Below are 25532 nucleotides of genomic sequence, written 5' to 3'. Positions count from 1 at the left end.
ATTAAATACATTAATTTGAATGGAGGTTTTCAAATGGTATATCAAGAAGATGGTAATACGATAGTATTAGTTTTAGAACAAGGTGAAGACATTTTTGAAGCTGTAACGGATCTTGCCCGTGAAAAAAATGGTAAATTTGGAACAGTCAGTGGTATCGGCGCTTGTGATAACGTAGAATTAAATTTCTATAATTTAGAAACTAAAACCTATGAAAAAAAAGAAATCAAAGAACCTTTGGAATTAATTAGCCTTTTAGGCAATATTTCTCATATTGATGAAAAGCCATTTGCACATTTACATGCAACTTTTGGTACTAATCAATATGAAACATTAAGTGGTCATTTAACAAAAGCAATTGTTTCAGCTACTGCAGAAATCGTCATTACAATGACAAATCTAGATATAAATCGTAAACACAATGCCGACATCGGCTTGAATCTATTAGACTTGTAATTCAATGACGCTCAGCTAACAGGGTTTTAACATTATTCAAATAAATACATTGATTGTATTTTACTTATAAAAATATATCAATTTAAATATAATTTTATAAGTTGGAGTTTAAAAATGTAATCTATACTAATCAAGCATCATGGTTATTAATATCTCTGCCTAAAGCGTAAACGTTAATTTCTATTGAAATTATATAGGAATTAGCGTTTTTATACGTTTATGAAAATTTTGTAATATTGCCGACTACCATGCTTTATTTGGTTTTTGTATTAACATGTATCTTTTTTATAATTTTGAAACGTGTTGACGCTCCAGGATTGATTATGCAAATAATATTTATGTTTAACTTGTTTTTTGTAAAACGTTTTCAATTATTTTAACTAGTGTTTCTAATTGAAATTTCTGTCTATAAATTGTATTATAAAAAATCACGTTCGTAATTTTTTGTTTATGTTCCCTTAGTAATAAGCTTTTTAAGGGGATTTTTACTTGTTATTTAAAATTAACACTTATTATCATGTACAAAACAATATCTAATACTTCATAGACAAGATATATAAAAACTCAATTTCAGTTAAAGTTGTTTTTAAACTTTAGCTATAGTTTCACTTTATAAAAATAATTATATGAACTTGTGTGTTTAACACATCTATAAATCCCAAAAGAAAGTAGGTGTAAGTATCGCCCCTCGTTACATTGCTAGAACAATATTTTTAATTTTAATGATCATATCAATTTTCTTTAATCAGTTTTATCAATTTATGACGCTTAATCTCTTTCTAGCATATGTTCCATTTGAATTATGCTTACTATTAAATTTATTTAAACCGAAATATAAATATGAATGGCCATTATTTATCGTTTTTGTACTTATATTTTTATGCATGGTACCCAATACACTATATATGGTTACGGATTTAATACATTTAAATCAATTTACTTTTAATTTTTACCAAGGTTTAATCATCGTTGAATGGGTGTATTTTACATTTTTAGTTGCTGGTGTCTTATTAGCCTTATATTTATTAATTTTGATGTTTGTAGAAATGGAAAACTTTACAACTCATCGTTGGTTAAATAGAACCATTATATTCATTATGATGTTTTTAAATGGCTTAGGTATTTATATCGGTCGTTTCTTGCGTTTACATTCTGTTTATATTATCAATGAACCACTTCGAATTTATAGAGAAGTTATCAATCATTTAGATTTTGATGCTTTCCTATTTGTCATATTACTGGTATTACTTCAAATTTTAATTTATACATTTGCGAAAGGAGTACAACGTACAAAATGACTTTTAATATCTTAATTTTACTTATTGTACTCATCGTATTTCAATTAATTATTGGACATTTACTTCATGACGTAGGCTTTTCATACACAAAAAGCATCTTGCTTATGTGTTTACCACTAGGTATCGGTTTATTTTATTTACAATTATTTTATTATGAACGAAAATATCCTAATTGGCATGTTTCTATTAAAACAAAGATAAGATTAAAATATATGTATATTTTAACTTTTTTTGAATACGTTGCAGTATATATCTGTATTTTCAGAATGTAATCACGAACTAAAATATATAATAAAAAAACCACAGAACACTACTGTGGGTTCAGACTGTCGACAAAGTCTCCGACTTTGTTGGCAGTTTTTTTGTGCACGCTTTCCGCGGTCACTGCCTTAGCCTGTAGTCTTCGGCTAGTGCGCTTTCCGCAGAAGTCGGCCCAAATAACTGCCAATATCACACTAAAAATAGTCTCTGAGTGACAAAGTTTCTATGGATAACATGCTAATATGTATTACCATAAATCTTTTAAAAACAGCAATATGGTTAGTAAAATGGCCAATAATGGTCTGAATACCACTACTATTTTGAAAAAACTATTAAAATAGACAACCCCTTCACAAATTAATGCGAAGGGGTTGTCTACGTTCTGAATCCACAGAACACTACTGTGTGTTATATTTAAAAAAATATTAAATTATTTATTTTTAAGTGATTGCTTCACTTGTTGAACAGCGTTTGCTGAAATTTGTAATTGCTTTAATTCCTTATCCGAAAGTGTGAGCTCTAAAATGCGTTCTATACCATTTCCACCTAATATTGTAGGAACACCTAAACAAATATCAGAAAAACCGTATTCATCTTCTAAATATGCGATGGCGGGTAATAAACGTTGTTGATCTTTCAAAATTGCTTCCAACATACTATATACTGCCGATGCTGGCGCATAATAAGCAGAACCTGTACCTAGTAATTCCACTATTTCAGCACCACCTTTTCGAGTACGTTCAATAATTTGGCTAATCGTAGTTTCATCTAATAATTTAGTCAATGGTACACCATTAACATTTGTAGCATTGACTAATGGAAGCATGGTATCTCCATGACCACCTAGAACTAACCCTTTAACATCTTTAATAGAAATTCCTAAAGCTTCTGCTATAAATGTTTGATATCTTGCAGTATCTAATATACCTGACTGTCCAATAACACGTTTTTTAGAAAAACCTGATGCTTTCAAAACTGTATAAGTCATTGCGTCAACTGGATTAGTAAGCACTACTATTGTACATTCTGGAGAGTATTTAACAATTTCTTTTGTAACTTCTTCCATAACTTGTTCATTTATTTTAACTAAATCGTCTCTGCTCATTCCAGGCTTACGTGGTACCCCTGCAGTAATTACAACAATATTTGAATTTTTTGTATCAGAATAATCTACTGAGCCTGAAACATTTACATCGAATCCATAAATAGGACTACTTTGTAATATATCCAGTGCTTTACCTTTAACCTGTCCTTCATTTTTAGGTTGATCGATCAGTACAACATCCGCTAGTTCATGTTTAGCGATAATAAAAGCTAAAGTAGACCCTGTATTACCAGCACCTATAATAGAAATCTTTTGTTTTGTCATAATGTCAGCCCCTTATAATGTTAGACAAATGAATTGTCTCAATAATTTTTAGTCCCACTTCTCAATTTATTGAGTTAGTGGGACTTATGCATGAGCTTTAGCTCAGGTAATCCTTAATCCACTTCTCAATTTAATGAGTTAGTTCGTTTTACTATCATCACTTTCGCTTATGTTTTCGTTGGCGTTTCAACCACTTCCAAATAATAAAAACAACTAGAATAATAAGTACGATATAAATAATTTTAGAGTAAATATCCATATAGTGCACGATAACGTGCCAATTGCTACCAACTGTTTGTCCTAAATAAATTAAAACAATATTCCAAATCAATGTACCAATTGTTGTAAATAATAAAAACAAAGGCATGTTCATACGAGTTAAGCCGGCTGGAATTGAAATTAAACTTCTTAAAAGCGGTACAAATCGACAGAAAAATATCGTCCAATAACCATATTGTTCAAACCATTGCAGTGTTTTATCTAAATCACTTCTTTTTACTCGTATGATTTTCCCATAACGATCTATAACTTTATATAAATTTCGCTCTCCTATCCAAGCGCCAATGCCATAAAGGACAATCGCTCCAACAACAGATCCCACAGTTGATGTTAGTGTTACACCAATAAAATTCAAGTTAGAATGTGTAGTCATAAAACCACCAAAGGTTAAAATGATTTCAGATGGTATAGGTGGAAAGATATTCTCAAAAAATATTAGAAAAGCAATACCCCAATAACCATATTGTTCCATAAAGTGAGTGATCCATTGCTCCATGTATGCCCTCCTAATTATTTAAATCAAATCATATTGAACATTATAGTAAATTATTTGATTTAGCATATAAATACATCGTCATTCCAAATAGTGCTAATGATAATAAGGTTAAGATGATTGCTAATAGCATAACGCGTTTATAGTGTTTAATAAACGCAACAAACAATATCGCACCATTGTAAAAAAAGAACAGACCAAATAATGTCATCATTAAATTAATGTCAGGATATATTATGTTTAATAAAGCAATTACTATTGCAAAACCCAAAATAGGAAAATTAATAAAATTGCGTTGAAATCTAAACTGATTTCTAAGGTGTTGTTCACTTTGATTACTCATGTTCTACGCTCCTTCTAAATTAAAATCTAAGGAATATCATGACCTAAGGAAGCTGTATAAATATCAAACCATTCTTGGTCAGTTAACGTTATTTCTATACCTTGCAATGCTTCGTCAATACGATTAATCTTTTGCGTGCCTAACACTGGCATGATTGAAGCTGGATGTTTCTTTAACCAAGACATAATAATTGCAGTTATCGTAACATTATACTTTTGTGCCAATGGAGAGACAATCGCAGTAATTCTTGCTGTTTTTTCGTCTTCAAGATCAAACAGTTTTCCTCCAGCCAATGGACTCCATGACATTATTTTAACATCATCTTTGTACATATAGTTAATGGTTCCATCTTCAATTGCATTTAACGTATAAGGGGAAATTTCTAATTGATTTAAAGTAATATGTAATTTATCACAAACTAAACATTTACTTAATAAATCATACTGCGATTTGTTGAAATTTGATACTCCAAACGATTTGATTTTTCCTTCTTTAACTAAAGATTTAACAGCTTCTGTGATTTCATGTGGATCCATCAATGGTGATGGCCGGTGAATCAATAATGAATCTAGTTGCTCTACTTGTAATTGTTTGAGAGAACGTTCCACAGTTTCTGTGATATGTTTTTTACTATGATCATATCGATGTCCATCTGCTGTCGCTAAATGGTCTGATGGCAAAACAATGCCACATTTAGAAACAATTTCAAGATGTTCACGTAAATTAGGCGATAATTTAAGTGCTTCTCCAAAAATTCCTTCGCAACTATAATCACCGTATATATCTGCGTGATCCATCGTAGTAATACCACGCTCGACTAGCTCATTAATATAGCGATTTAACTGTTGTGGTGTCCAATTCCAATCTTTCGCTCTCCAAAATCCTTGTATTACATTTGAAAAGGATACATGTTGGTTAATCTTCACTCTTTCCATAGTGAATCAAACCCCCTTCTTCATTACATTAATTTAAATTAGGTAAATTGTAGCATATCTAATTGATTTCGTAGTTTATTTACATCTAATTGCTCACCAATAATAACTATCGTCAAGGACACTTCTTTATCAATCGTTTGGTAATCTGGCAACCCAAAAGCATATTGAAATTCATAAATATCTTCTGGCACATCTTTAAATTTCACATATCCCTTTAATCTTAGAACATTATCTGGCAACCGTAAAATAAATTGATAAAATAATTGTCTATTAATGGGTCCAGAAAAATGATAATGTATACGATTTATACCATGATGATGTACATGTGAATTCATTTTCATTTGAGTTCCATTTGCAACCGCACTAATTTGATTCATATCCATATCTGCATATGTAGTAAAATATTTAGATGCTGTTGGATTAATTTTGCGAATTGCTTCATCAATATCATGTGCATGATTATCAATGAGGTCCATTTTGTTCATCACTATGTCATGACACACAGATAATTGTTCTTCCATCAATTGAATTGTATGGTTGGTATATTGAAAACGATTTAGGAAACGAGGCCCATCCACCAATCCTATAACTGTAGGTTGGGCGACTTGTTCAATGATTTCAGGATCCTGACATGCCGCAATAATTTCAATTGGATGTGCTAAACCTGTCGCCTCAATTATTATATGGCGCATTGCACTTTTGCTTAGAAAATGTTTTAATTGTTTTATTAAATCTAGTTGCAAATCACAGCATACGCAACCATTTAATATTGACACAACCTCAATATCATTGCTAATAGCATAGCTATCTATATCTAAATTACCGTATTCGTTTACGATTACGCCTGGGTTTTCATTGCTTTTTTGTAAATATTTTACATATTTACTGAGGAAAGTTGTTTTGCCACTTCCTAAAAATCCCGTAATAATCGTAATTTTGGTTTTTTGATGGTTAATATTTTTCATATACTCACTCATTTCATAAATAAAAATGTTTGCGTAAAACCTTAATTATTCTTATAATTAACCTTTCACTTGATAAAATGTTGACTTTCTTCTAAACTTTATACATACTTTATTTTAGCATGGCACAGTGTGAAAGTATGCTTGAGGAAGTGTAACACAACAATAGACGGATTCAAATCCGAAACAGAAAGAACAAAACGGATAGAATGTCTGGAGGAGAACTTTATGTCTGAACCACTTAATTTAAAGGATCAATTATGTTTCAGTTTGTATAATGCTCAAAGACAAGTAAATCGCTACTACTCTAACAATGTCTTTAAAAAATACAAATTAACATATCCACAGTTTTTAGTTTTAACAATCTTATGGGCTGATTCACCTGTTAACGTGAAAAAAGTCGTAACTGAATTAGCACTTGATACAGGTACTGTATCTCCATTACTAAAAAGAATGGAGCAAGTTGATTTAATTAAACGTGAACGTTCTGAAGTAGATCAACGTGAAGTGTTTATCCACTTAACAGATAAAAGTGAAGCAATTCGACCTGAATTGGACACAGCATGCCAAGATGTGGCAGTTGCATCTTCACTTAGCGCAGAAGAAAACAAAGAACTAAATCGATTACTTTCAAAAGTAATTAATGCCTTTACTGAAGAAAAAGCAAAATAATGCTAAATTTCTAATGTTAAAGTAAAACTATATGAAATTGATGAATTAAATATATTAATTTAGAGCTAGAGTCTAGGACATCATTGAATTGTCCTAGACTCTAGTTTATTGTAAAGCCCCACTTCCCAACTTGTTGGGTTAGTGGGGCTTATGCATGAGCCACAGCTCAGGTAATCCTTTTACACTTTTTTCAATGTTAGTCATTCTTACAAGGTTGGGACGGCGAAATCTTTTAATAAAATTAGATTGCTACCCCATACTTTTTTAAATACTATTAAGAAATCACTGAAATAATGATACATTTCTGCACAAATACTTCAGTGATTCGTTCATTTGCTAGCGCTTCATATTAAATTTTCAACATTTTCCATTTACAAATCGAGTGCTTATATTGCTATCTTTTATTGAAAAGTCACTCTTGATTTAACATGACCATTTGATATAAATAGCCTTTGTTTGATAGTAACGATTGGTAATCTCCGGATTCTATTATTTCACCGTCAACCATAACCATGATTTTATCAAATTTTGGTAGTAGTCGTAAATCATGTGTTGCAACGATTAATGTTTGAGATTGTTTGTGAATTTCATCCATCACAAGATTCGTATGATAAATATCTAGCGCTGTAGTAGGCTCATCAAGCACCCAAATTGGAGCCTCTTTTAATAATAATCTTGCAATACCAATCCTTTGAATTTCACCACCAGATAATGTATTACCTGAAAGTGTGATGTGTCTATCTAAATCAATGTGCGATAAACCAAGTGTATCAAAAACATCTTCGATTACTGTATCATCTTGATCAGTGAATAAATTATCACGTACTGTACCATCAAATAACTGTTGTGACTGTAATAGAGCATTAATCGAACTATATTTATCTGAATCTAAAATATTTGTAATATCTAGATTATTTATTAAAGCCTTGCCATCTTCACTTTGATAGAGACCTAACATTAATTGTAATAAGGTACTCTTGCCTGAACCAGAAGGACCAATAATTGCAACATGCTCACCTTCATGCACACTCAGCTTTATTTTTTTTAAAGTGTAATTCGATTGATTCCAATATTTAAAATCAACATTTTGAACTTCTAATAACGGTTGATGTACTTCATTATCCAATGATAATGTTTGATTGCCTTGTTGAATTGGGTGTGCAATAACTTCATTGATATTGTTTAAAGCTTCATCCGTATCCGCTTTATAATAAGCCACATTACTCATAGGAATTGCTTGTTCAAATAGTGTTAACATCATCAAAACAATACTTGTTAAGTAAACAACATCTAGCTGTTGATTTTGTACTTGTATGACACCCAAATATAATGTTGCAAATAAAGCAATCATTGAAACCAGATTTAAGTTGTATTCATACAACGATAAGAAGCGTTGCTCTTTTGCTTGTGCTTGTTCATACGCATTCAATTGATTTAAAACCCGATGCTGATAGTATTCTGTTTGGTCAAATCGTGCAAGTTCTTGATACCCTTCTTTATAATCGTAAAATTGATTTAAAAATTGGTCTTGTATACGATTAACATCCCTTTTTAATAATTGTGCCTTTTTCGCGCTTAACCAAGGAATTAAAACCAATGTTATCAACATACTAATAAAGATGATAAGTGCATGAACAAATGAGAAATAAAAAGTCACAACCATTGCAATTATCGCCGTTAAGCCAATAACTACTGGTGGATAATAAACTCTTAAATAAATATTTTGTAGTGCTTCGACACTACCAACCATGCGACCAAGTAAATCACTGGATTTAAATTTTCTATATACGTCTGGTACGACAGGTATAATATTCTTAAAAAATTGTACCCTCACATTTCTCAACATAGTAAATGTTGCTTTGTGAGATAATAATCGTTCGATATATCTTGCAACCGCACGTATAAATCCAAACATTTTAACAGAAACAATTAAAACCATTAAAGCAAATAATGGTGCACCTAAAGCACTTTGCGTCACCATATAACCACTTAAGAAAAACATGCTTAATGCAGTTAAACTGCCTAATATACCTACAATGATAGATAAAATTAAATCTTTATCTACCTTAAATTGAATATGTGGTCTCAACAAAAGTCACCACCTTTATACGCATTTTGCTTGATTACTTTTATGGACTCAACAAAACCTTCATTAATCTTTATACGTCTATCTGCATTTTTTAAAGTATTTTCTCTATGTGCGATGGTGATGATAGTCGTATTTTCAAACTTTTTGTTTATCACAGATTGAATGACATGTTCTGTTTGTACATCCAATCCCGTTGCAGGTTCATCAAATATCAATACATCAGGTTGCAATAATAACAATCGTGACAGTTCAATTCTTCGCATCTGCCCTCCAGAGAGCATCTCTCCACCTTCACCAATCCAAGTATCAATACCGTTTTCTAACGCATTGATAACCTGTTTTAAGTTAACATCGTCAAGCGCTTCTAAAATTTTATCTTCGTCAATTTTTTGGAACATGGTCATATTATCTCTAATAGATGCGTTAAAAATATATGGATGCTGACTTAAAAAGCCAATTTTTAATTGTTGTTTATAGATCACAGAGCCATATTGTGGTTTAAAATGTTGTGCTATAACTTGGGCTAAAGTAGACTTTCCAGCCCCACTTTTTCCAATTAATGCAATATGTTCTCCATCATAAATACTAAGATTGATATCTTCCAAAGCATGATGTTGCGTGTCGTCATATTTATAATACACATGCTCAAGTTGTATTAATGGCTTTTGATCATTATTCGTTTGCACTTGTGATTGTACATATCGCTCTTGTCGATCTAATAAATCGAAGACAACATCACTTGATCCTTCACTTTGCTTTCCAGTATGAAAAGATTGACCTAAATCTTTAATAGCATTATAAAATTCAGGTGCTAATATGATTGCTATAGCTGCCGTTTTAAAATCTATACTATCAAACAATATCAATCCTAGACCCGCTTCTAAAGCAACAAGGCCAATACCCAGCATACTGATAAACTCTAACATCAATCCCGATAAAAAGGCGCTTCTTAAAATGCGCATCGTTAAATTTCGAAATGTTGTACTTTCCTCATATAAAGATTGTTCTGTAGCCTCAGTTTTATTAAATAATTTGAGCGTAATCAGCCCTTTTATTTTATTTAAAAACTGCTGACTAAACTGATTTAAATAGGTCATTTTATCTTTTGATTCATCACGTGTTTTCAATCCAAAAATGATATAAAACATTGGTATAAATGGTGCAGTAACAATCATAATTAAAGCAGTGTTCAAATGTATGAAACACATTGCGATTATGATAAATAACGGTATCATCATAGACTTAAAAACCTGAGGAAAATAACTATTAAAAAATGGCACTATGCCATCTATATTTTCAGTCAGTGTATTTATTTGAACACCAATGGGTTCTGTCGATTTATTCAAAATTAATTGACGTCGTAAGTCATATTTAACGCGAGCAGACATACGATTACCTATCATTTGATTTATTGTATTAAATGTCGCTCTTGCTAATAAAATAATTAATGTCACTAGTAGTAAAATTAACAAATCTTGATGTGTATTGCGTAACATTGCATTTAAAATTTCTGCTATAGCAACGTTCTGAATGACTACAGTAATCGCTAATGCTGTACTGATTACAAACATTAATATCGGATAAATTTTATACTTCATCGCTAAACTTGTTAATCTTTTCACAAATATCACCTGGTTCATATTATATATGGATTGTATTAAAATGAAATGAATTGGCTCAAAAATTAATACATTTTTATTTACTTAATTCATATTTTTGCCATAATTATAATCAAACAATTGAATTCTTAAATTTTAAACATAAACAATAAACTTTTCATCATTATAAACTTATTAAATTTTAAATAAAGTTCCCTAAAAATGATTTCGACTTTCTTATGGAAATTTATAATAATGTACTTTTCGCCCTATTAACTGAAGTAAGTACTTTTTTCCTCAGTCTTTAGTCCAAAATCTTATTTATCTATAGCACTTTATAATTTTAATGTGCTATTATTATAAAATGAAAATGAATAAACTATAATCCATATTATGAAAGTAGGTTAATTATGATATTGCTTGAATTGATAAAAGGAATCATTCTAGGAATTGTCGAAGGATTAACTGAGTTTGCACCTGTATCATCTACTGGTCATATGATTCTTGTAGATGATATGTGGTTAAAATCAACTCAATTTTTAGGCTCTGAATCTGCATTCACCTTTAAAATTGTGATTCAGCTCGGTTCTGTGTTCGCAGGAGCCTGGGTATTCCGTGAACGTTATTTTGAAATGTTACATATAGGTAAATATAGATCTGAGCCCATCGATGGCATCGGTCAAAAACCAAAACGCTTAAACTTACTCCATATCATTGTGGGTATGATTCCAGCCGGTATTCTTGGTTTAATGTTTGATGATGTTATTGAAAAATATTTATTTAGCGTCCCAACAGTCATGATTGGATTATTTATCGGTGCAATATATATGATCATTGCAGATGTATACAGTAAAAAAGTTACGAATCCACAAACAGTAGATCAAATTAATTATTTCCAAGCTTTTATAATTGGTTTATCTCAAGCCATCGCTATGTGGCCTGGTTTCAGTAGATCTGGTTCTACAATTTCAACAGGTGTACTCATGAAAATGAACCATAAATCTGCTTCTGATTTCACATTTATTATGGCAGTTCCTGTGATGTTAGCAGCAAGTGGTTTATCACTAGTAAAAAACTTTGAATATATTCAATTAAATCACATTGGTTTTTACTTCCTAGGGTTTATCACAGCATTTATCGTTGGTTTAATTGCCATTAAAACATTCTTATTCTTAATTAGTAAAATAAAACTGATTCCATTTGCCATTTATAGAATTGTGTTAGTCATTATAATCGCAATCCTTTACTTCGGCTTTGGTATAGGCCAGGGAATCAGTGGACAGTAAAATGGTTAGAGGCTGTGGCAAACAATTTGTCCAGCCTCTTCTTAAATTTCATTTCTAAAATTACAGCAATAAATCCATGAAAGTACGTGTATTTACCGTTTATTATGATGTATTATGGGGTAATAAGTAGATAGTATAAAATTATTGGAGGCAACGAGTATGGACAAAAAGCAATTAATTAAAACAATCATCACAGTAGCGCCTGTGTTTTTAGTACCGTTAATCGTTGAACGTAAACGTATAAAAGATCATCCAGATGTTAAAAAAGCCAGTGATGCAACTGCTAAAGCTTCAAAAACCGTAGCAAACAAATCTGTTCAAATTAAAGATACAGTAGTAGATAAATCTTCAAACGCAAAAGATTATGTTATTGATAAAAAACATAATATAGATCAAAAACGCGAACTAAAACGTATTGCTAAAGAGCACGATCCTGATTATATTGAGAAAAAAGGCGAAAAACTTGAAAAAGAAAATCGTAAAGAAGCAGACAAAATGAATAAGAAGTTACAAAAAAATATAGACAAACGCCACAATGAAGAAGATAAAAAACGTCAAGAAAATGAAAAACAACGTATTCAGTCTATGAAAAAATCTAACAAACATATGGAAAAAGTTGGAATGACTCCAGGAAAATTAGACAAAGAAACAGAACAAAAAGGCGAAAAACTTGAAAAAGAAAATCGCAAAGAAATAAATAAATTCAATAAGAAATTACAAAAAAATATAGATAAACGTCATAAAGAAGAAGACAAAGCTCGCGATAAAAATAAAAAAGATCGTTTAGCGGAATTCAAAAAATACAAAAATTATGTTGCTAAAAGCATTGTTAAACAAAACAATGAAGAAAAAGGTAAATAATTATTATGACTCAAGTCATCATTGATGGAGATGCTTGTCCTGTTACCAATTCTGTTGTTGAATTGACGAAAGGGACAAGCATCTTTGTTACCGTCGTTCGAAGCTTTAGTCATTTTTCTTCAAAAGTACAACCTGATCACGTCAATGTTATTTATGTTGATGATGGCCCAGATGCGGTCGATTATAAAATCGTTAAAATCACTCAATCAGAAGATATTGTAATAACACAAGATTATGGACTTGCAAGTTTATTATTAAATAAAGCTAAAGTTGTTATGCACCATAAAGGGTTTGTATTCAATCAAAATAATATCAACACCTTGTTAGAACAACGACATGCTAGTGCACAATTCCGAAAAAGTGGTGGACGTACTAAAGGTCCTTCTGCTTTTACAGCAGATGACATTGCGATATTTGAACAAAATTTTTTGTCTATAATTAATGATTTGTCATTATTTACGGAGGAATAGAGTATGAAAAAAATTGCTGTTTATTGTGGTGCAAGTAAAGGTAAAGACGCATCATACATGAAAGAAGCTTATCAGTTAGGCACTTATATGGCTAAACATAATTATGAACTGGTATTTGGTGCTGGTTCTGTCGGTATTATGGGAGCCATTCAAGATGGTGTATTAGATCATGGCGGTAGTGCCATTGGCGTTATGCCCAATATGTTAAATGAACGAGAAATTACTAGTACTAGACTAAGTGAACTCATATTAGTTGATTCTATGCATGAAAGAAAAAACAAAATGGCAGAATTGGCAGATGCATTTGTCATGGCCCCAGGAGGCGCTGGCTCTTTAGAAGAATTTTTTGAAATGTATAGTTGGTCGCAAATTGGTATTCATGAAAAGCCAATCGCTATCTATAATATCAACCGTTTTTTCGAGCCTTTACAAACATTGATTGATCATATGATTCATGAAGGATTTATCGATAAAAAATATCAATCACTTGCACCGCTATGTAACAACCCTGAAGAGCTGTTCGAAACGATTCATAACTATAAGCCTTTAGGTGTTAGAAGTTACGATTAACTATAAAAGCAGAGATATGTATGCATTACGATGCAACTATCTCTGCTTTTCTTATGTTTAAAATAGTATTACTAATAATTGTTTTAATATGATACATGCAACTATCACAATAATCATTGCTGAAAATTTATTTAATATTAAGATATATTTTCCAGTTTTATCAATATTACCTACGACCTTGCCTGCAATAGCCAAAAATATAAACCAAAACCAGGAAACAATGATTGTAGTTATGCTAAAAAACATTTTATCTGTACCTTCATATATTGCTGCGTTCGTACCTATAACACCAATAGTATCCATAATTGCATGAGGGTTCAGTAATGAAACAGACAAAGCAAAACCAATTTGCTTTCTCGCAGACATTGATTGATAACGATCAAGCACTTGAGGTTTCTCCTTCCATAATGACCAAGCCATATAAATAAGAAAAATAAAACCAATACAATAAATAACAATTTGTAACATTGGTAGTGACAGTAATATAACTGACACGCCTAACACAGCCAATACAATTAATAATGTATCGCATAACCCTGCTGCTATGATCACTGGAATTGTCTTAATGAATTGTTTTTGATTTGCTCCTTGATTAAATACAAATACATTTTGTGCACCTAAAGGTAAAATTAATCCTAAAGCTAAAAACAAACCATGAATCATCGGTTGAAACATATTATCTCCTCTTTCTGAATAACAAAATCATCATTAAACCATACCAGTTTCCCCTTCTCTCGAACTTAACTAGCAAGTATATATAGCCAGTCACAATCAATTACTACTAACCATCATTTCGCTTTAATTCACACAATATACTGATGTATTCAACTGAATGAATTAATTTTCTACAAAGTAATGCGCATTAAATATTCAAATTTAAACTACGGAGCGTGTTTCTGTATATAATCATGATACAATAAATTCAATTGATTTTTACCAACCAGTTATAAATTAAAAAGCCAACCAATCATTTAAAGGAGATTTAGCATGTTCACGCCAAAATACAAAGAAATTATTGATGATATATTTTCAAAGATTAAAAATGGTGATTTAGAAGCAGGTATGAAATTACCTTCTCAGAGGAATTTGGCTACTCAATATCGTGTCAATCGTTCAACTATTATTCAGTCTTTAGAAATACTACAAAGTTATGGAGTTTTAGAAAGCAAAGCACGTAAAGGGTTATACGTTTCAAAAAGTAATTGGAATACATATATCAATCATAAAATGAATTGGCATGACTATATAAAAAATAGCGCTTCAAAGAATAACCAATACTTTATACAACGAATTAACGAATTAGAATTCGATGCACACATAATACGTTTAAGTACTGGTGAACTTAGTCCACAGTTAATTCCAAACAAGCAATTTCGAGATATTTTTTCAAAACAAACGACAACTGCTCTAAAAACCAATTATGAACACCCCTTAGGTAATTTGAATTTAAGAAAAGCGATTGTAAATCATGTTAAAAAGTTGGGGATTACGTGTAATGTAGAAAACATTTGTATCACTTCTGGTGCATTGCAGGGATTAAAACTAATCGCTGACGGTTTACTCATACCAAATTCAAAGATTATTATAGAAACACCCTCATATATAAATTCTGTACATACATGGCATAATATTCGAGCAGACCTTAACTTTTTATCGATTTCTAAAATAAAACAACAAATTAATACTATTTTCAATGCAAAAACGTTATATAAAAACAGTATCTTTTATTGTATACCGACTTTACATAATCCCACACAACATTCATATACCCAAGCAGAAAAATATAAATTAATTCAACAATGTCAACAAGCAGGCATACCTATTGTTGAAGATGATGTATACGGTGACTTGTGGTTCGAAGGACTTCGCCCTCGACCTTTAAAATCGTTAGAAGAGAACGATAATATTCTATATATATGAGTAGTTTATCCAAAACAGTGAGTCCCGGTTTAAGAGTAGGATGGATTATAGGTAAACCATCCGTTGTTATGCATTTAGCTGATTTAAAAATGCAAAATGATTATGGTGCCAGCTCACTATCACAATTTATCGCAACTGAGTGGTTAAATAACCCCATATACTATGAACAACATTTAAAATATTTAAAACAAGTACTTTTAGAAAGACGTAATAAATTTTAAACGCTTTAAATCAACATTTTCAAGATTTAGGTACGTGGTCTATACCTAAAGGTTCTTATTATATTTGGTTCAAATTAAACGATCCAATAAACATGAAGACACTATTCGATTTAGCGATTCAAAATCAAATTTTAATTCATCCCGGTGAAATTTATGATAAAGACGCTCAATATCACATAAGATTTTCATATTCTTATATAAATATTGAAGATATTAATGTTGCATTACAAAAATTGAGTCATATTATTAAAAATCAAATACAAAGCAAATATAATTAAAACATGGTTATTCATTGTGATTTTGTACCCTGCGGACGCCCGGGGAAATGATATGAGCGAGAGACTACAGGCTCGAGCCATATCCCCAGGCAAGCATGCACGGTTAAAATCGTAATAAATAAAAGACTAATCCATTTTCATAGGAATTAGCCTTTTTTATAAGAATGAGATTTATATCTCACTACTTTATTTAAGATTTTATTTTGCTTGTTTTGTTATGTTAGATCTTTATAATACCTAACATGTCTTTTAAGCGGATGATATTTACTTAATTCTGGGTATTCAAAGAAATCATATAATTTCATACCTATTTTTTCCATAACCTTACGTGAAGGCGCATTATTTTCTGAAGTAAATGCGTATACGTCATGAATACCATGCTGCTTTGCATATTGGAGTACCGCTTCTGCACCTTCAGTTGCGAAACCATTCCCCCATACTTCAGGGATTAAACGCCAGCCAATTTCATAGAATGGTAGCTCATCAAACGTATATTTGCTGTCTTTCGGTACATAGTTCAATCCAATAAAACCAAGCCATCCATTTGTTTCTTTTAATTCAACAGCAAAAAGTCCTATACCATGATTTATAATAATGTCATTCATCTTTTTCATATCATGTTCTGAACGTCGATAGCTTAATAAACTCGTGAAATATCTACGGACTTGATGATTCGCATTCATCTGTTGAAATGGAAGTAAATCTTCTGCTTGCCAGTCCCGTAACCTTAAACGCTCAGTTTCTATATAAACTGTCATACTGTTACACCTCTAAACTGGAAATTAAATTTCTATAGAAAATAACGCGTTATGATTATTCTCATACCGCGCTATCACATGGATTAAGCTTTGCTTATGCTCTTGAAATATAACTGATCAATTCAACATTTACAGCCACTTCTTTTAACCGACCACGTTCACTTTTTGGTGCGGTAAATGTTGCATCTATAAAATCATTTTTATGATTTAATTTGTAAGTAGCTACAAATGTATCAGTATCAGATTCAAAGTTTGGTAAATGTGCAATAACACGTTTAATTTCACCCGTTGAATCTTTGATTTCTCTACCAGTTATACTTTCAATTTCTCTACCTAACTCTGGAAGCGTAATTGAACGCCCTTCTAGTAATACAAAATCTTTTTCATGCATCGTTATTCCCTCTTTCTCCTAATGAAAAATGATTATTTAAAACTGCGTATAATAAATGATTCATTATAAAGTCACGCTTGATATAAAGGTATTGCTAGACAATTGACTTATAATTTCAAATCTATTTTTTGAAACTTTTTATGTTCATTACGTTAATGATACCCATTATAACAATTTGTAAAACGATAGTACAATAATTTCCTGGGAAATATTGCATAAAATCATTTTGTAAAGAAATACGTTTGGAAGCCTATGTTTCAGCGTTAACATCTTTTTCTAAATTCTTTGACTTATCTTGGAGTTTATCTTTTTGTTTTTCTAAATCTTCTTTTTGCTTTTTCAAATCTTTATTTTGCTTTTCTAATTTATCAATATCTTTCTCTAACGTTGCTTTTTCATCATTTTTTCCACAAGCTGTAAGTAACACAGTGGACGCAAGTATGAGTGCTAAACATTTTTTCATGTAAGAACTCCTTTTGTTAATTTCATAATAATAATATAATTTTATCATTATTTTTAAATATCTTCATTATTTATTATTAATCTTTTATTCATAGTTACTGAACTTATATGATATCCAAGTTTAAAATTCAAATCTTTCATTGCGTTATTGTGGTTGACTACTGTGCTTTCGATTTCTAAAGCACCTTTAGCATGCGCCCATATTTCCACTTCTTTTTTTAATACTTTCGCTATACCCTGATTTCTATAATCTTCTGAAACATACATCATTTCAATAATGACTTTTTGATATTGTTTTAAATATCTTGCCCAGATAAAAGCAATCATTTGTTGATGTTGTATTTCGATAATCACAACATCTGTGTTGGCCATTAATCCATTTTCAATCATTTCTTTGCGCAATCCAACAGAGATAGTAGTGTTTTGATATTGCTCATATTGTTCATTAAGTTGTTGTTCGTGAATTTCTGCAATTTCATTTAAATATTGTTGCTGTGTTTGTTTTAAATATTCCATTATTACTCCTTTAAAAGTGTTATTGATTTATAATACTATATTAGTCATAATTAGCATTATCAATATATTTTATATGTAAGAAGGAATGCCAAATGCCAATGAAATCTACCGATAAATTAATGCGTGAAAACAATGTAAAAGCATTACGTTTAAATAATACAGATCGAGATACTTTCGAAAATTATATGACTTATGTTAGAGCTGATTTGAGTGTTAATCCGCATGATTCAGAAAAAATGTTAAATCGTGTTTTAAATCAATTGTTGGAAGCAGAAAAAGATGGTGCATTAGCAACGGAATTCTTTGATCATGATCCAAAAGCTCATGCAAAAAGAGAACTTAGACGTTTACCAAATGAAACAATAAGAAATATTTTCAAGTACATTATGCGTCATATCATGCTGTTTGTGGGTATTTTTTGTTTTCTTAAAGGATTTGCAGGATTTTTTATTGGCGCAAAACGACTATATCTATATACTTTTCCACTCACATTAATCGTAGGTATTGCTATCATTTTTTTCTTTATTTGGATGTTATTTAAAACAGTACAAATACGCTGTTTTAGTACATCACATTTATCTTGGCTTTTAACATATCTCGTTTTACTTTTATCCGTATGTGGGATATTTTATGTTTTTTTCATTCCACAGACATTTTTAACTGTAGGACCATATATATTAATTAGCAACTGGACTTTTATTATTATTTCTTTTATCTTCATTCCAACAGCATTATATATTGATCATCACTTTACTAATAAAAATACAAATGCTTCTTTATAAAGATAATTTAAAAACACGTTAGCACATGCTTCTAAAATTTAAGAAGTGGCTGACGTGTTTTTAGTTTATGTTTCACCTATGTTGTTATACTTTCTTTCTTTTCTACTGCAATATTGATAAATAAGAATACAAGGCCAATTAATGTTAATATTGGCGCAATTAAACTTAAGGATGCAACTGGTAGATTTGTTACCACGACACCTCCGATAAACGCACCTAAAGCATTTCCTAAATTAAATGCTGATTGGTTAAGTGTACTCGCAAGAGTTGGTGCATCTTGTGAAATTAACGTACTTTTATATTGTAGTGATGGACTCATACTGAATCCAATTAGACCGAAAAAGAAAATACCTGCTACCATTAATAGTCCATTCATTTGCACAAAATATAATAAGATGAAATATAAAATAAATACACTAAATATCATTTTTAATGCTTTATTTAAATTCCAATCTGCAAGTTTTCCGCCTACAACATTACCTAATGTGACACCAACACCAAATATAATCAATAAATATGAAATTAAATTTTCTTGTACATGTGACACATCAATAAGTACTGTTGATATATAAGTAAAGTAAGCAAACACACTGCTAAATCCAAATAATGTAACAGCTAATGTTAACCATAAACGTTTTTCTTTTAAGATTTTCAGTTCATTTAATACAGATGATTTAACTGTTTCTTTTTTCATTGGTACAAATATAATAATACCTATTAATGCTAATGCTCCGATGATTGATATAATAATAAATGTCATTGGCCAACCAAAATTTTGGCCGATTAACGTTCCAAATGGCACGCCTAATATATTACTCATGCTTAAACCCATAAACATTAATGCCATTGCACTAGCACGCTTTTCTGGTTTAACCATACTTGCAGCTAATATTGAACCTATACCAAAAAATGAACCGTGCGCTAATGAAGTAATAATTCGACTCGTCATCATGAATCCATAATTTGGACTAAATGATGCTGCAAAATTTCCTATAATAAATATCACCATTAATGCCAACAATAAATATTTTCTATTCCACTTAATTGTCAACATTACAATGATAGGACCACCGATAGCAACACCTAAGGCATAACCTGTAATCAGTTGACCAGCTTGACTCACACTAACATCAAAATCTCTAGCGATGTTGGGCAATAATCCCATAATTACAAACTCTGTCATTCCGATTGCAAACGCACCGATTGCGAGCATCCATATAGCAATTGGATATTTCATTTAAGACTCCCTTCCTATTCCCGTTTTTTAACACATGTGAGTGATTATACTAAAGTAGTCATAACGAAAACAAGAAGATTGCTTATATTCCAATTCATTTATGCTATAAGGACGCTCGCCAAGATTGTATGCCTTTTGTTACATCTTTTACTACGTAAATTAATTGATTAATAATGCATCTATGAAAAACCAAATAACCATAATAATCATTATTATCGCTTGAGCGATAGAACTTGCTAAAAATGCTACAACTGAACCAAAACTTGCTTTTAAAGCTTTAGAAAAGTGCGGCTCTTGTATAAATTCAACAACTAACACCGCTATAAACGGGATAATGATTATTCCAAATGGTGGAAAGACAAAACAACCAACGATAACACCAATCAATGCTGCATACTCGCTTAATTTTGATCCACCGAATTTACTGACAAAATATTTATTCATAATGAAATCCGCAATAATAATAAATATTGTGAACAATGCCATCGATACATAAAAAATCCAAGACAAATGATGATTATCAAAGCCGAATTGATAAATTAAGAAACCAATCCACAATATAAGTACTGATGGTATAATTGGTTTAATTAAACCGATAAATGCTAAAACAAATGCTGCTATAATAAATAACCATAAAATCAATGTCATTACAATCTACTCCATACTTTCTTCTGTAAATTTTTGTTCTTTCGTAAAATATATTAAAATCATACCTAAAAATATTGACCCTGCAGAAACAAAGAACACGTTACCTAAGCCAACCCAATGACTCATTATACCACCGAGCAGATTACCACATAATTGTCCTATAACCATCGCATTAGCAAATAATGTAGATGCATAACCAGGAAAATCAGGTAGAATATCTTGGAAATAACTTATACCTAATCCAAGTAAAATTGCTAGGAAAATCGCTAGAAATACTTGTCCTACAATCATCATGATAAGACTGTTAAATACACCAATACTAAAATAGAATAACCCTCCAAACAAACCTCCAAGTATCAGTAACGTACGCGTAGTCAACTTTGCCGATAAAATACCTAATATGACCATAAATGGTACTTCTAGACCAGCACAAATACTAGCTAGCACACCCACTCGACTTTCTGGCTCGTTCAAAAAGTTCGTCACATACAATGGCATATTCAACGTATACATCCATTGTCCTATATGTAATAAAATAAAAGCCAAAAAGGGTACAAATAAAACTTTATCTCGCAGCATATTAGGTGCAGCCGCTTCGACATGTGTACTATCTGCTACTGGACGCTTTGTTTGAATATCTTTAAAGAAAAAAACTTGTAATAAAAGTGTGAATAATATGATTGTTATCGTTCCACCAAATAAACCTGCATATCCTTTAAAACTGAGTAACAACGCGCCTATAAGTGGACCGAACAAGAAACCAAATGAAAACATCGAACGTAATACAGCGTTAGCGAATTTCGCTCTATCCTTTGATGTAGAAGTATTGATCGATTCTCTCGCTGACGCATACATTTGAGGCATAGCCGGGGCAAAACAACCTTGAAAAATGGCATACATTACTATAAAGACCCATATCTCATGAACATAAAAATAAATTGAAAAACTGACTGCGCCCATAAAAAGTGCAGTAATAATAATCGTTTTTCTATTGATACTATGTGTATCAGAAAAACGCGCTACAATTGTATTCATAGTAAATTGGCTAATTGCAGCTAATGCTAATAACAACCCGTATTGGGTAGAAGTCATACCTAAATCATTTGTGGCAAATAATACCAAATACGGTACAGTGATTGCAATTCCCATACCTAACATCATCATATTAACGACAAATAATTTATAATTTTTTATATGTAACAATTCACTAAACATTTAGCGTCCTCTATTCCTATTAAATTCAATATAATTCTTCGCAAAATTACTTTTATAACTGAACCAAAATATTCAATTGTGAATAATTATTATTCCACGTATTCCATTATTAAATTAATAAATGAATCAACTTGTGGCAACTGTAACATGCTTGGATCATAGCTTAGATAAGTAGATCGAATCAGCGGTTTATCGTCTATATCTACGCGTTGAAACGCAAATTGTTCCTTATCCAAGTGTTTCATCATTATTTCTGGCAATATGGTCACGCCAACACCATTTAATAACATTTCTTTACATGTCGCCACTTGGTCAACCGTAATCATTGCATGATAATCTTGACCAATTTGACTACCATACCATTCTTTAATTTGATTAATATAAATAGGATCAGCTTGAAACTCGATAAACGGCATCTTTTCTACTTCATCATTACGATTTTTTGGATGGATAAAATAATGTTCGTCATTAAATAAATGTGTGTTGCTTAAATTCATCATTTTATTACCACGAATAATCATTACATGGTAATCTCTATGATTCGCTTTAATTTGTTCACTTGATCCTACTTGAACTTGAATTTCTACATTTGGAAATTGTCGTGTATATAAATTCAATACAACTGGCAACAACGTTTGACCTATTAAAGACGAACAACCGATAGAAATGGTACCATTTACTTCGCCGATATGTGCTTGCATCTTATCTAAAAATAGACGCTCTCTATTTAACATATCGCGCGCGTGTTCAATAATCATCATACCCTCAGTCGTAGTTATTAATTGTTTTTTTGTACGTATGAATATATCGACACCAAATGCATTTTCTATCGCTTTTAATCGTTGTGTTACTGCTGGTTGAGAGATATATAAAATTTCTGCTGCTTTCCTGAGCGTTTTTGTCTCATCTAATGTAGTTAACAAGCGATAATCGTCAATCTTCATAATTATCCCCCTATTTTACAAATACTTGAATATCTTTATTTATGGTGGCTTTACTTTTTTCTACTTTGCGTTAATTACTTATATACAGTAATCTTCAATTCTCGCAGTGTTTACTATAACATGGTTAATGCATGACTAATATAGGGAATTTTGTTTACCACAATTTTAAGATTTTTGAGATGCATTTGAATCTTTAATCTTACTATGATGTGATTTATTTTTGTTTTGATTAGAATGATTATGATGCTTATTATATTTTTTCATCGGCTTATGTTTAGTCTCATTGTATACAGAGTCTTTATCTTTATGCTTTTTTCCTTTAAATTTTTGTTTATTAAAAGAAGATTGCTTTTGAGAATTCGCTTTTTGTTTTATTTTATGAAAACAATACATAATTTTGTCTTGCATCGTTGTAAAATCTGTATCGATTTTAATCATTAACTGATGTGCGATAATGTATGCTTCGTGATATTGTTTCTTCGTAATTTGTCCTTGATTTAACGCGCGTAACAAGTCGTCTTCATCTACAAGCTCGTATGCGCCACTAGGTAATGCTAATACGTCTAAGCATAAATCAATCGTACGCGCATTTCCTTTTTGCGTAACGTTTTTTATATTTATGTCAAAGTAATATTCTAATGGATTGCCCTTGTCGTCTAACATCACTGTGATACTATAACGCTTTTTTTCAGGTAATATTTGTAACCACTGGTAGTTATCATCAGCAACAACAATATTTTGTCCTACCACCGATACTTCTAGCGGTTCGCGTACTTTTTTCATCGTTACCAATCCAATAATACCTTTAAATTTGTTATTATTCACTTTGACTTCCGTATACTCTCGGTCAATGATGCGACGCCAGTGACGTTTATCAATATATTTTACTTTCACTGCCACCAACTCCTTGTCATTATTATATAAAACTGAACCTTACATGTCATCTTATGTTTGTTGCATTTAAATTTTTAATTAATAGTGATTAGATAATTATTTTTATTGTACTATATTTCATAGCGTAAAAGCGAAATTGACAATTGTTGAGAATTTTGTTAAATTTTTAATATATTTTTCAGAAAATTCTTTAAAAAGGGAGATAGCCATATGTCAACGACACAAAGACCATTTAGAGCGGATCACGTAGGAAGTTTACTACGTCCAAAACGCTTAAAAGATGCACGCAAAGATTATCAAAACAACGAAATAGATGCACAAACTTTAAAAAATATAGAAGATGAAGAAATTGAACGCATCATAGATAAACAACTAGAAATTGGTTTACATAGTATTACTGATGGTGAATTCCGCAGAAGTTGGTGGCATTTTGATTTCTTAGAAAACTTGAATGGTGTTGAAGGTTACACATCTGAGCGAGGTTTAACATTTGAAGGTGTGGAAACTAGAAATCACAACGTCAAAGTGGTTGATAAAGTTGCGTTCAATCCAAATCACCCCCATTTTGAACACTTTAAATTTTTATATGATAAGGTAAATGGTCGTGCAACAGCAAAAGTTTCTATTCCAAGTCCAAACCAATTATTCCACCCTAATATTTTAAACGAAGAATTATATCCTGACATCAATGATTTTGCACATGATGTAGCAAAGGCTTATCATGATAGTTTACTTAAATTCTATGAGCTTGGTGCACGTTATATTCAACTAGACGATGTGTATTGGGCAAACTTAACATCAGGAACACAAAACACACGTGGGCGTGATAGAAGTGAATCAGAAAAAGAAGTTGCACGTCAACTTGCCTATAAAGTGATTAATGAAGCAATCAGTGATTTACCAGAAGATTTATTAATCACAACACATATTTGTCGTGGAAATTATCAATCTACCTGGGCTATTTCTGGTGGTTATGAACCAATCGCTCCATATCTATTCAAAGAACAATTAGATGGTTTCTTCTTAGAATATGACGATAATCGTTCAGGTGATTTCGAACCCTTAAGATTTTTCCCAAAAGACCGTTCATTTGCAGTATTGGGATTATTCACTTCAAAAAACGGTGAACTAGAAGATAAAGATACTATTTTAAAACGTGTAAAAGAAGCACAAAATTATATAGATTTGGAACAAATTTGTCTAAGTCCGCAATGCGGCTTTGCTTCTACAGAAGAAGGCAATAAATTGACAGAAGAAGAACAATGGAAAAAGTTAGCTTATATTGTTGAAATCGCTAACGAAGTTTTTGGTACTTCAAAATAATATT

Annotated in this window: 27 protein-coding genes and 1 pseudogene; 11 read left to right on the top strand and 17 right to left on the bottom strand. The window is 31.2% G+C overall.

The genetic code is table 11. From position 1 onward, the window contains the following. Positions 1 to 33 precede the first annotated feature (33 nt). The 3 genes from KA867_RS00495 (at position 34) to KA867_RS13350 (ending at position 2023) form a co-directional block, all read left to right on the top strand. Positions 34 to 453: a PPC domain-containing DNA-binding protein gene (locus KA867_RS00495; protein ID WP_210136702.1), complete on the top strand. Its 420-nt coding sequence runs from the start codon at positions 34 to 36 to the stop codon at positions 451 to 453. Between the two features lie 722 nt (positions 454 to 1175). Further along, complete coding sequence (locus KA867_RS00490; protein WP_210136701.1) at positions 1176 to 1751, top strand: DUF1361 domain-containing protein; 576 nt, start codon at positions 1176 to 1178, stop codon at positions 1749 to 1751. Beyond that, entirely contained in the window at positions 1748 to 2023 is a 276-nt protein-coding gene (locus KA867_RS13350) for a hypothetical protein (RefSeq protein ID WP_107385382.1), read from the top strand. Before KA867_RS00490 ends, KA867_RS13350 begins: the two co-directional genes overlap by 4 nt. A gap of 419 nt (positions 2024 to 2442) precedes the next feature. Here KA867_RS13350 and mdh read toward each other — a convergent pair whose 3' ends face one another. The 5 genes from mdh to KA867_RS00465 all read right to left on the bottom strand — a co-directional run bounded on the left by mdh (position 2443) and on the right by KA867_RS00465 (position 6396). Next, a complete protein-coding gene (mdh, locus tag KA867_RS00485) occupies positions 2443 to 3381 on the bottom strand; it encodes a malate dehydrogenase (protein ID WP_210136700.1) in 939 nt (312 codons plus the stop codon). 157 nt (positions 3382 to 3538) lie between these two features. Beyond that, positions 3539 to 4156, bottom strand: coding sequence for a DedA family protein (locus KA867_RS00480; protein ID WP_210136699.1), 618 nt, complete (start codon positions 4154 to 4156; stop codon positions 3539 to 3541). A 40-nt stretch (positions 4157 to 4196) separates the two neighbouring features. Continuing rightward, entirely contained in the window at positions 4197 to 4496 is a 300-nt protein-coding gene (locus KA867_RS00475; protein ID WP_019468239.1) for a hypothetical protein, read from the bottom strand. A 26-nt stretch (positions 4497 to 4522) separates the two neighbouring features. Further along, complete coding sequence (locus KA867_RS00470) at positions 4523 to 5431, bottom strand: aldo/keto reductase (RefSeq protein ID WP_210136698.1); 909 nt, start codon at positions 5429 to 5431, stop codon at positions 4523 to 4525. A 38-nt stretch (positions 5432 to 5469) separates the two neighbouring features. Then, positions 5470 to 6396 (bottom strand): CobW family GTP-binding protein, encoded by a 927-nt coding sequence (locus KA867_RS00465; RefSeq protein WP_210136697.1) that lies wholly within the window; start codon positions 6394 to 6396, stop codon positions 5470 to 5472. Between the two features lie 225 nt (positions 6397 to 6621). Between KA867_RS00465 and mgrA the strand changes: the two genes are divergently transcribed. After that, positions 6622 to 7065, top strand: coding sequence for a global transcriptional regulator MgrA (mgrA, locus tag KA867_RS00460; RefSeq protein WP_046207364.1), 444 nt, complete (start codon positions 6622 to 6624; stop codon positions 7063 to 7065). A gap of 412 nt (positions 7066 to 7477) precedes the next feature. Here the strand turns inward: mgrA and cydC are convergent, their stop codons facing one another. Together cydC and KA867_RS00450 are read right to left on the bottom strand one after the other, a co-directional pair. Next, the gene (gene cydC / locus KA867_RS00455) at positions 7478 to 9154 is read right to left on the bottom strand and encodes a thiol reductant ABC exporter subunit CydC (RefSeq protein ID WP_210136867.1); all 1677 of its coding nucleotides are present in this window, start codon (positions 9152 to 9154) and stop codon (positions 7478 to 7480) included. Then, entirely contained in the window at positions 9151 to 10776 is a 1626-nt protein-coding gene (locus KA867_RS00450) for an ABC transporter ATP-binding protein/permease (protein ID WP_210136696.1), read from the bottom strand. The genes cydC and KA867_RS00450 overlap by 4 nt, the downstream gene beginning before the upstream one ends. Before the next feature lie 386 nt (positions 10777 to 11162). Here KA867_RS00450 and KA867_RS00445 point away from each other — a divergent pair, with 386 nt between their 5' ends. The 4 genes from KA867_RS00445 to KA867_RS00430 all read left to right on the top strand — a co-directional run bounded on the left by KA867_RS00445 (position 11163) and on the right by KA867_RS00430 (position 13939). Further along, positions 11163 to 12038, top strand: a complete 876-nt coding sequence (locus KA867_RS00445; RefSeq protein ID WP_210136695.1) for an undecaprenyl-diphosphate phosphatase — start codon at positions 11163 to 11165, stop codon at positions 12036 to 12038. A gap of 159 nt (positions 12039 to 12197) precedes the next feature. Beyond that, on the top strand, positions 12198 to 12899 hold the full coding sequence (locus KA867_RS00440) for a hypothetical protein (RefSeq protein WP_210136694.1): 702 nt from the start codon (positions 12198 to 12200) through the stop codon (positions 12897 to 12899). 5 nt (positions 12900 to 12904) lie between these two features. Continuing rightward, a complete protein-coding gene (locus KA867_RS00435; RefSeq protein WP_210136693.1) occupies positions 12905 to 13369 on the top strand; it encodes a YaiI/YqxD family protein in 465 nt (154 codons plus the stop codon). Between the two features lie 3 nt (positions 13370 to 13372). Further along, positions 13373 to 13939: an LOG family protein gene (locus tag KA867_RS00430; protein ID WP_019468231.1), complete on the top strand. Its 567-nt coding sequence runs from the start codon at positions 13373 to 13375 to the stop codon at positions 13937 to 13939. A 57-nt stretch (positions 13940 to 13996) separates the two neighbouring features. On the opposite strand, the gene KA867_RS00425 is transcribed toward KA867_RS00430, so the two are convergent. Then, positions 13997 to 14614: a LysE/ArgO family amino acid transporter gene (locus KA867_RS00425; protein ID WP_210136692.1), complete on the bottom strand. Its 618-nt coding sequence runs from the start codon at positions 14612 to 14614 to the stop codon at positions 13997 to 13999. Between the two features lie 312 nt (positions 14615 to 14926). On the opposite strand from KA867_RS00425, the pseudogene KA867_RS00420 reads away from it, so the two are divergent. Next, a pseudogene (locus KA867_RS00420) lies at positions 14927 to 16358 on the top strand (aminotransferase-like domain-containing protein). A 215-nt stretch (positions 16359 to 16573) separates the two neighbouring features. Here KA867_RS00420 and KA867_RS00415 read toward each other — a convergent pair. The 4 genes from KA867_RS00415 to KA867_RS00400 form a co-directional block, all read right to left on the bottom strand. Then, positions 16574 to 17116 (bottom strand): GNAT family N-acetyltransferase, encoded by a 543-nt coding sequence (locus KA867_RS00415; RefSeq protein WP_210136691.1) that lies wholly within the window; start codon positions 17114 to 17116, stop codon positions 16574 to 16576. Between the two features lie 94 nt (positions 17117 to 17210). Continuing rightward, on the bottom strand, positions 17211 to 17507 hold the full coding sequence (locus tag KA867_RS00410; RefSeq protein ID WP_046207354.1) for a hypothetical protein: 297 nt from the start codon (positions 17505 to 17507) through the stop codon (positions 17211 to 17213). 250 nt (positions 17508 to 17757) lie between these two features. Beyond that, positions 17758 to 17970 carry an SA0632 family lipoprotein gene (locus KA867_RS00405; RefSeq protein ID WP_107505178.1) on the bottom strand — a complete coding sequence of 71 codons (213 nt, stop codon included), beginning with the start codon at positions 17968 to 17970 and terminating at the stop codon, positions 17758 to 17760. Positions 17971 to 18023: 53 nt separating this feature from the next. Continuing rightward, entirely contained in the window at positions 18024 to 18485 is a 462-nt protein-coding gene (locus KA867_RS00400; RefSeq protein WP_210136690.1) for a GNAT family N-acetyltransferase, read from the bottom strand. Positions 18486 to 18583: 98 nt separating this feature from the next. Here KA867_RS00400 and KA867_RS00395 point away from each other — a divergent pair, with 98 nt between their 5' ends. Next, positions 18584 to 19267 carry a DUF1129 family protein gene (locus KA867_RS00395; protein ID WP_210136866.1) on the top strand — a complete coding sequence of 228 codons (684 nt, stop codon included), beginning with the start codon at positions 18584 to 18586 and terminating at the stop codon, positions 19265 to 19267. A gap of 76 nt (positions 19268 to 19343) precedes the next feature. Here the strand turns inward: KA867_RS00395 and KA867_RS00390 are convergent, their stop codons facing one another. The 5 genes from KA867_RS00390 to KA867_RS00370 form a co-directional block, all read right to left on the bottom strand. Then, positions 19344 to 20504, bottom strand: coding sequence for an MFS transporter (locus KA867_RS00390; RefSeq protein WP_210136689.1), 1161 nt, complete (start codon positions 20502 to 20504; stop codon positions 19344 to 19346). Positions 20505 to 20663: 159 nt separating this feature from the next. After that, entirely contained in the window at positions 20664 to 21152 is a 489-nt protein-coding gene (locus tag KA867_RS00385; RefSeq protein ID WP_019468182.1) for a DUF456 domain-containing protein, read from the bottom strand. Between the two features lie 6 nt (positions 21153 to 21158). Continuing rightward, a complete protein-coding gene (locus KA867_RS00380) occupies positions 21159 to 22367 on the bottom strand; it encodes a sugar efflux transporter (RefSeq protein WP_107505175.1) in 1209 nt (402 codons plus the stop codon). An 89-nt stretch (positions 22368 to 22456) separates the two neighbouring features. Continuing rightward, positions 22457 to 23311, bottom strand: a complete 855-nt coding sequence (locus tag KA867_RS00375; RefSeq protein WP_019468180.1) for a LysR family transcriptional regulator — start codon at positions 23309 to 23311, stop codon at positions 22457 to 22459. 165 nt (positions 23312 to 23476) lie between these two features. Next, complete coding sequence (locus KA867_RS00370) at positions 23477 to 24205, bottom strand: ribonuclease FAU-1 family protein (RefSeq protein WP_210136688.1); 729 nt, start codon at positions 24203 to 24205, stop codon at positions 23477 to 23479. A 210-nt stretch (positions 24206 to 24415) separates the two neighbouring features. Here KA867_RS00370 and KA867_RS00365 point away from each other — a divergent pair, with 210 nt between their 5' ends. Then, on the top strand, positions 24416 to 25528 hold the full coding sequence (locus KA867_RS00365; protein WP_210136687.1) for a 5-methyltetrahydropteroyltriglutamate--homocysteine S-methyltransferase: 1113 nt from the start codon (positions 24416 to 24418) through the stop codon (positions 25526 to 25528). The last annotated feature ends 4 nt before the right edge of the window (positions 25529 to 25532 follow it).

The organism is Staphylococcus sp. GDH8C109P, assembly GCF_017893405.1.
Lineage (GTDB): Bacteria > Bacillota > Bacilli > Staphylococcales > Staphylococcaceae > Staphylococcus > Staphylococcus cohnii.
This window is presented reverse-complemented; position numbering and strand designations above follow the sequence as displayed.

Bases quoted from the DNA above. Each gene is read 5' to 3' on its own strand.
- KA867_RS00475 (WP_019468239.1), bottom strand. From the start codon at position 4,496: ATGAGTAATCAAAGTGAACAACACCTTAGAAATCAGTTTAGATTTCAA.
- KA867_RS00465 (WP_210136697.1), bottom strand. From the start codon at position 6,396: ATGAAAAATATTAACCATCAAAAAACCAAAATTACGATTATTACGGGA.
- KA867_RS00490 (WP_210136701.1), top strand. From the start codon at position 1,176: ATGATCATATCAATTTTCTTTAATCAGTTTTATCAATTTATGACGCTT.
- KA867_RS00400 (WP_210136690.1), bottom strand. From the start codon at position 18,485: ATGGAATATTTAAAACAAACACAGCAACAATATTTAAATGAAATTGCA.
- KA867_RS00425 (WP_210136692.1), bottom strand. From the start codon at position 14,614: ATGTTTCAACCGATGATTCATGGTTTGTTTTTAGCTTTAGGATTAATT.
- KA867_RS00495 (WP_210136702.1), top strand. From the start codon at position 34: ATGGTATATCAAGAAGATGGTAATACGATAGTATTAGTTTTAGAACAA.
- KA867_RS00445 (WP_210136695.1), top strand. From the start codon at position 11,163: ATGATATTGCTTGAATTGATAAAAGGAATCATTCTAGGAATTGTCGAA.
- KA867_RS00375 (WP_019468180.1), bottom strand. From the start codon at position 23,311: ATGAAGATTGACGATTATCGCTTGTTAACTACATTAGATGAGACAAAA.
- KA867_RS00385 (WP_019468182.1), bottom strand. From the start codon at position 21,152: ATGACATTGATTTTATGGTTATTTATTATAGCAGCATTTGTTTTAGCA.
- KA867_RS00390 (WP_210136689.1), bottom strand. From the start codon at position 20,504: ATGAAATATCCAATTGCTATATGGATGCTCGCAATCGGTGCGTTTGCA.
- KA867_RS00435 (WP_210136693.1), top strand. From the start codon at position 12,905: ATGACTCAAGTCATCATTGATGGAGATGCTTGTCCTGTTACCAATTCT.
- KA867_RS00405 (WP_107505178.1), bottom strand. From the start codon at position 17,970: ATGAAAAAATGTTTAGCACTCATACTTGCGTCCACTGTGTTACTTACA.
- KA867_RS00410 (WP_046207354.1), bottom strand. From the start codon at position 17,507: ATGCATGAAAAAGATTTTGTATTACTAGAAGGGCGTTCAATTACGCTT.
- KA867_RS00470 (WP_210136698.1), bottom strand. From the start codon at position 5,431: ATGGAAAGAGTGAAGATTAACCAACATGTATCCTTTTCAAATGTAATA.
- KA867_RS00395 (WP_210136866.1), top strand. From the start codon at position 18,584: ATGAAATCTACCGATAAATTAATGCGTGAAAACAATGTAAAAGCATTA.
- KA867_RS00365 (WP_210136687.1), top strand. From the start codon at position 24,416: ATGTCAACGACACAAAGACCATTTAGAGCGGATCACGTAGGAAGTTTA.
- KA867_RS00440 (WP_210136694.1), top strand. From the start codon at position 12,198: ATGGACAAAAAGCAATTAATTAAAACAATCATCACAGTAGCGCCTGTG.
- mgrA (WP_046207364.1), top strand. From the start codon at position 6,622: ATGTCTGAACCACTTAATTTAAAGGATCAATTATGTTTCAGTTTGTAT.
- KA867_RS00415 (WP_210136691.1), bottom strand. From the start codon at position 17,116: ATGACAGTTTATATAGAAACTGAGCGTTTAAGGTTACGGGACTGGCAA.
- KA867_RS00480 (WP_210136699.1), bottom strand. From the start codon at position 4,156: ATGGAGCAATGGATCACTCACTTTATGGAACAATATGGTTATTGGGGT.
- mdh (WP_210136700.1), bottom strand. From the start codon at position 3,381: ATGACAAAACAAAAGATTTCTATTATAGGTGCTGGTAATACAGGGTCT.
- KA867_RS13350 (WP_107385382.1), top strand. From the start codon at position 1,748: ATGACTTTTAATATCTTAATTTTACTTATTGTACTCATCGTATTTCAA.
- KA867_RS00380 (WP_107505175.1), bottom strand. From the start codon at position 22,367: ATGTTTAGTGAATTGTTACATATAAAAAATTATAAATTATTTGTCGTT.
- KA867_RS00430 (WP_019468231.1), top strand. From the start codon at position 13,373: ATGAAAAAAATTGCTGTTTATTGTGGTGCAAGTAAAGGTAAAGACGCA.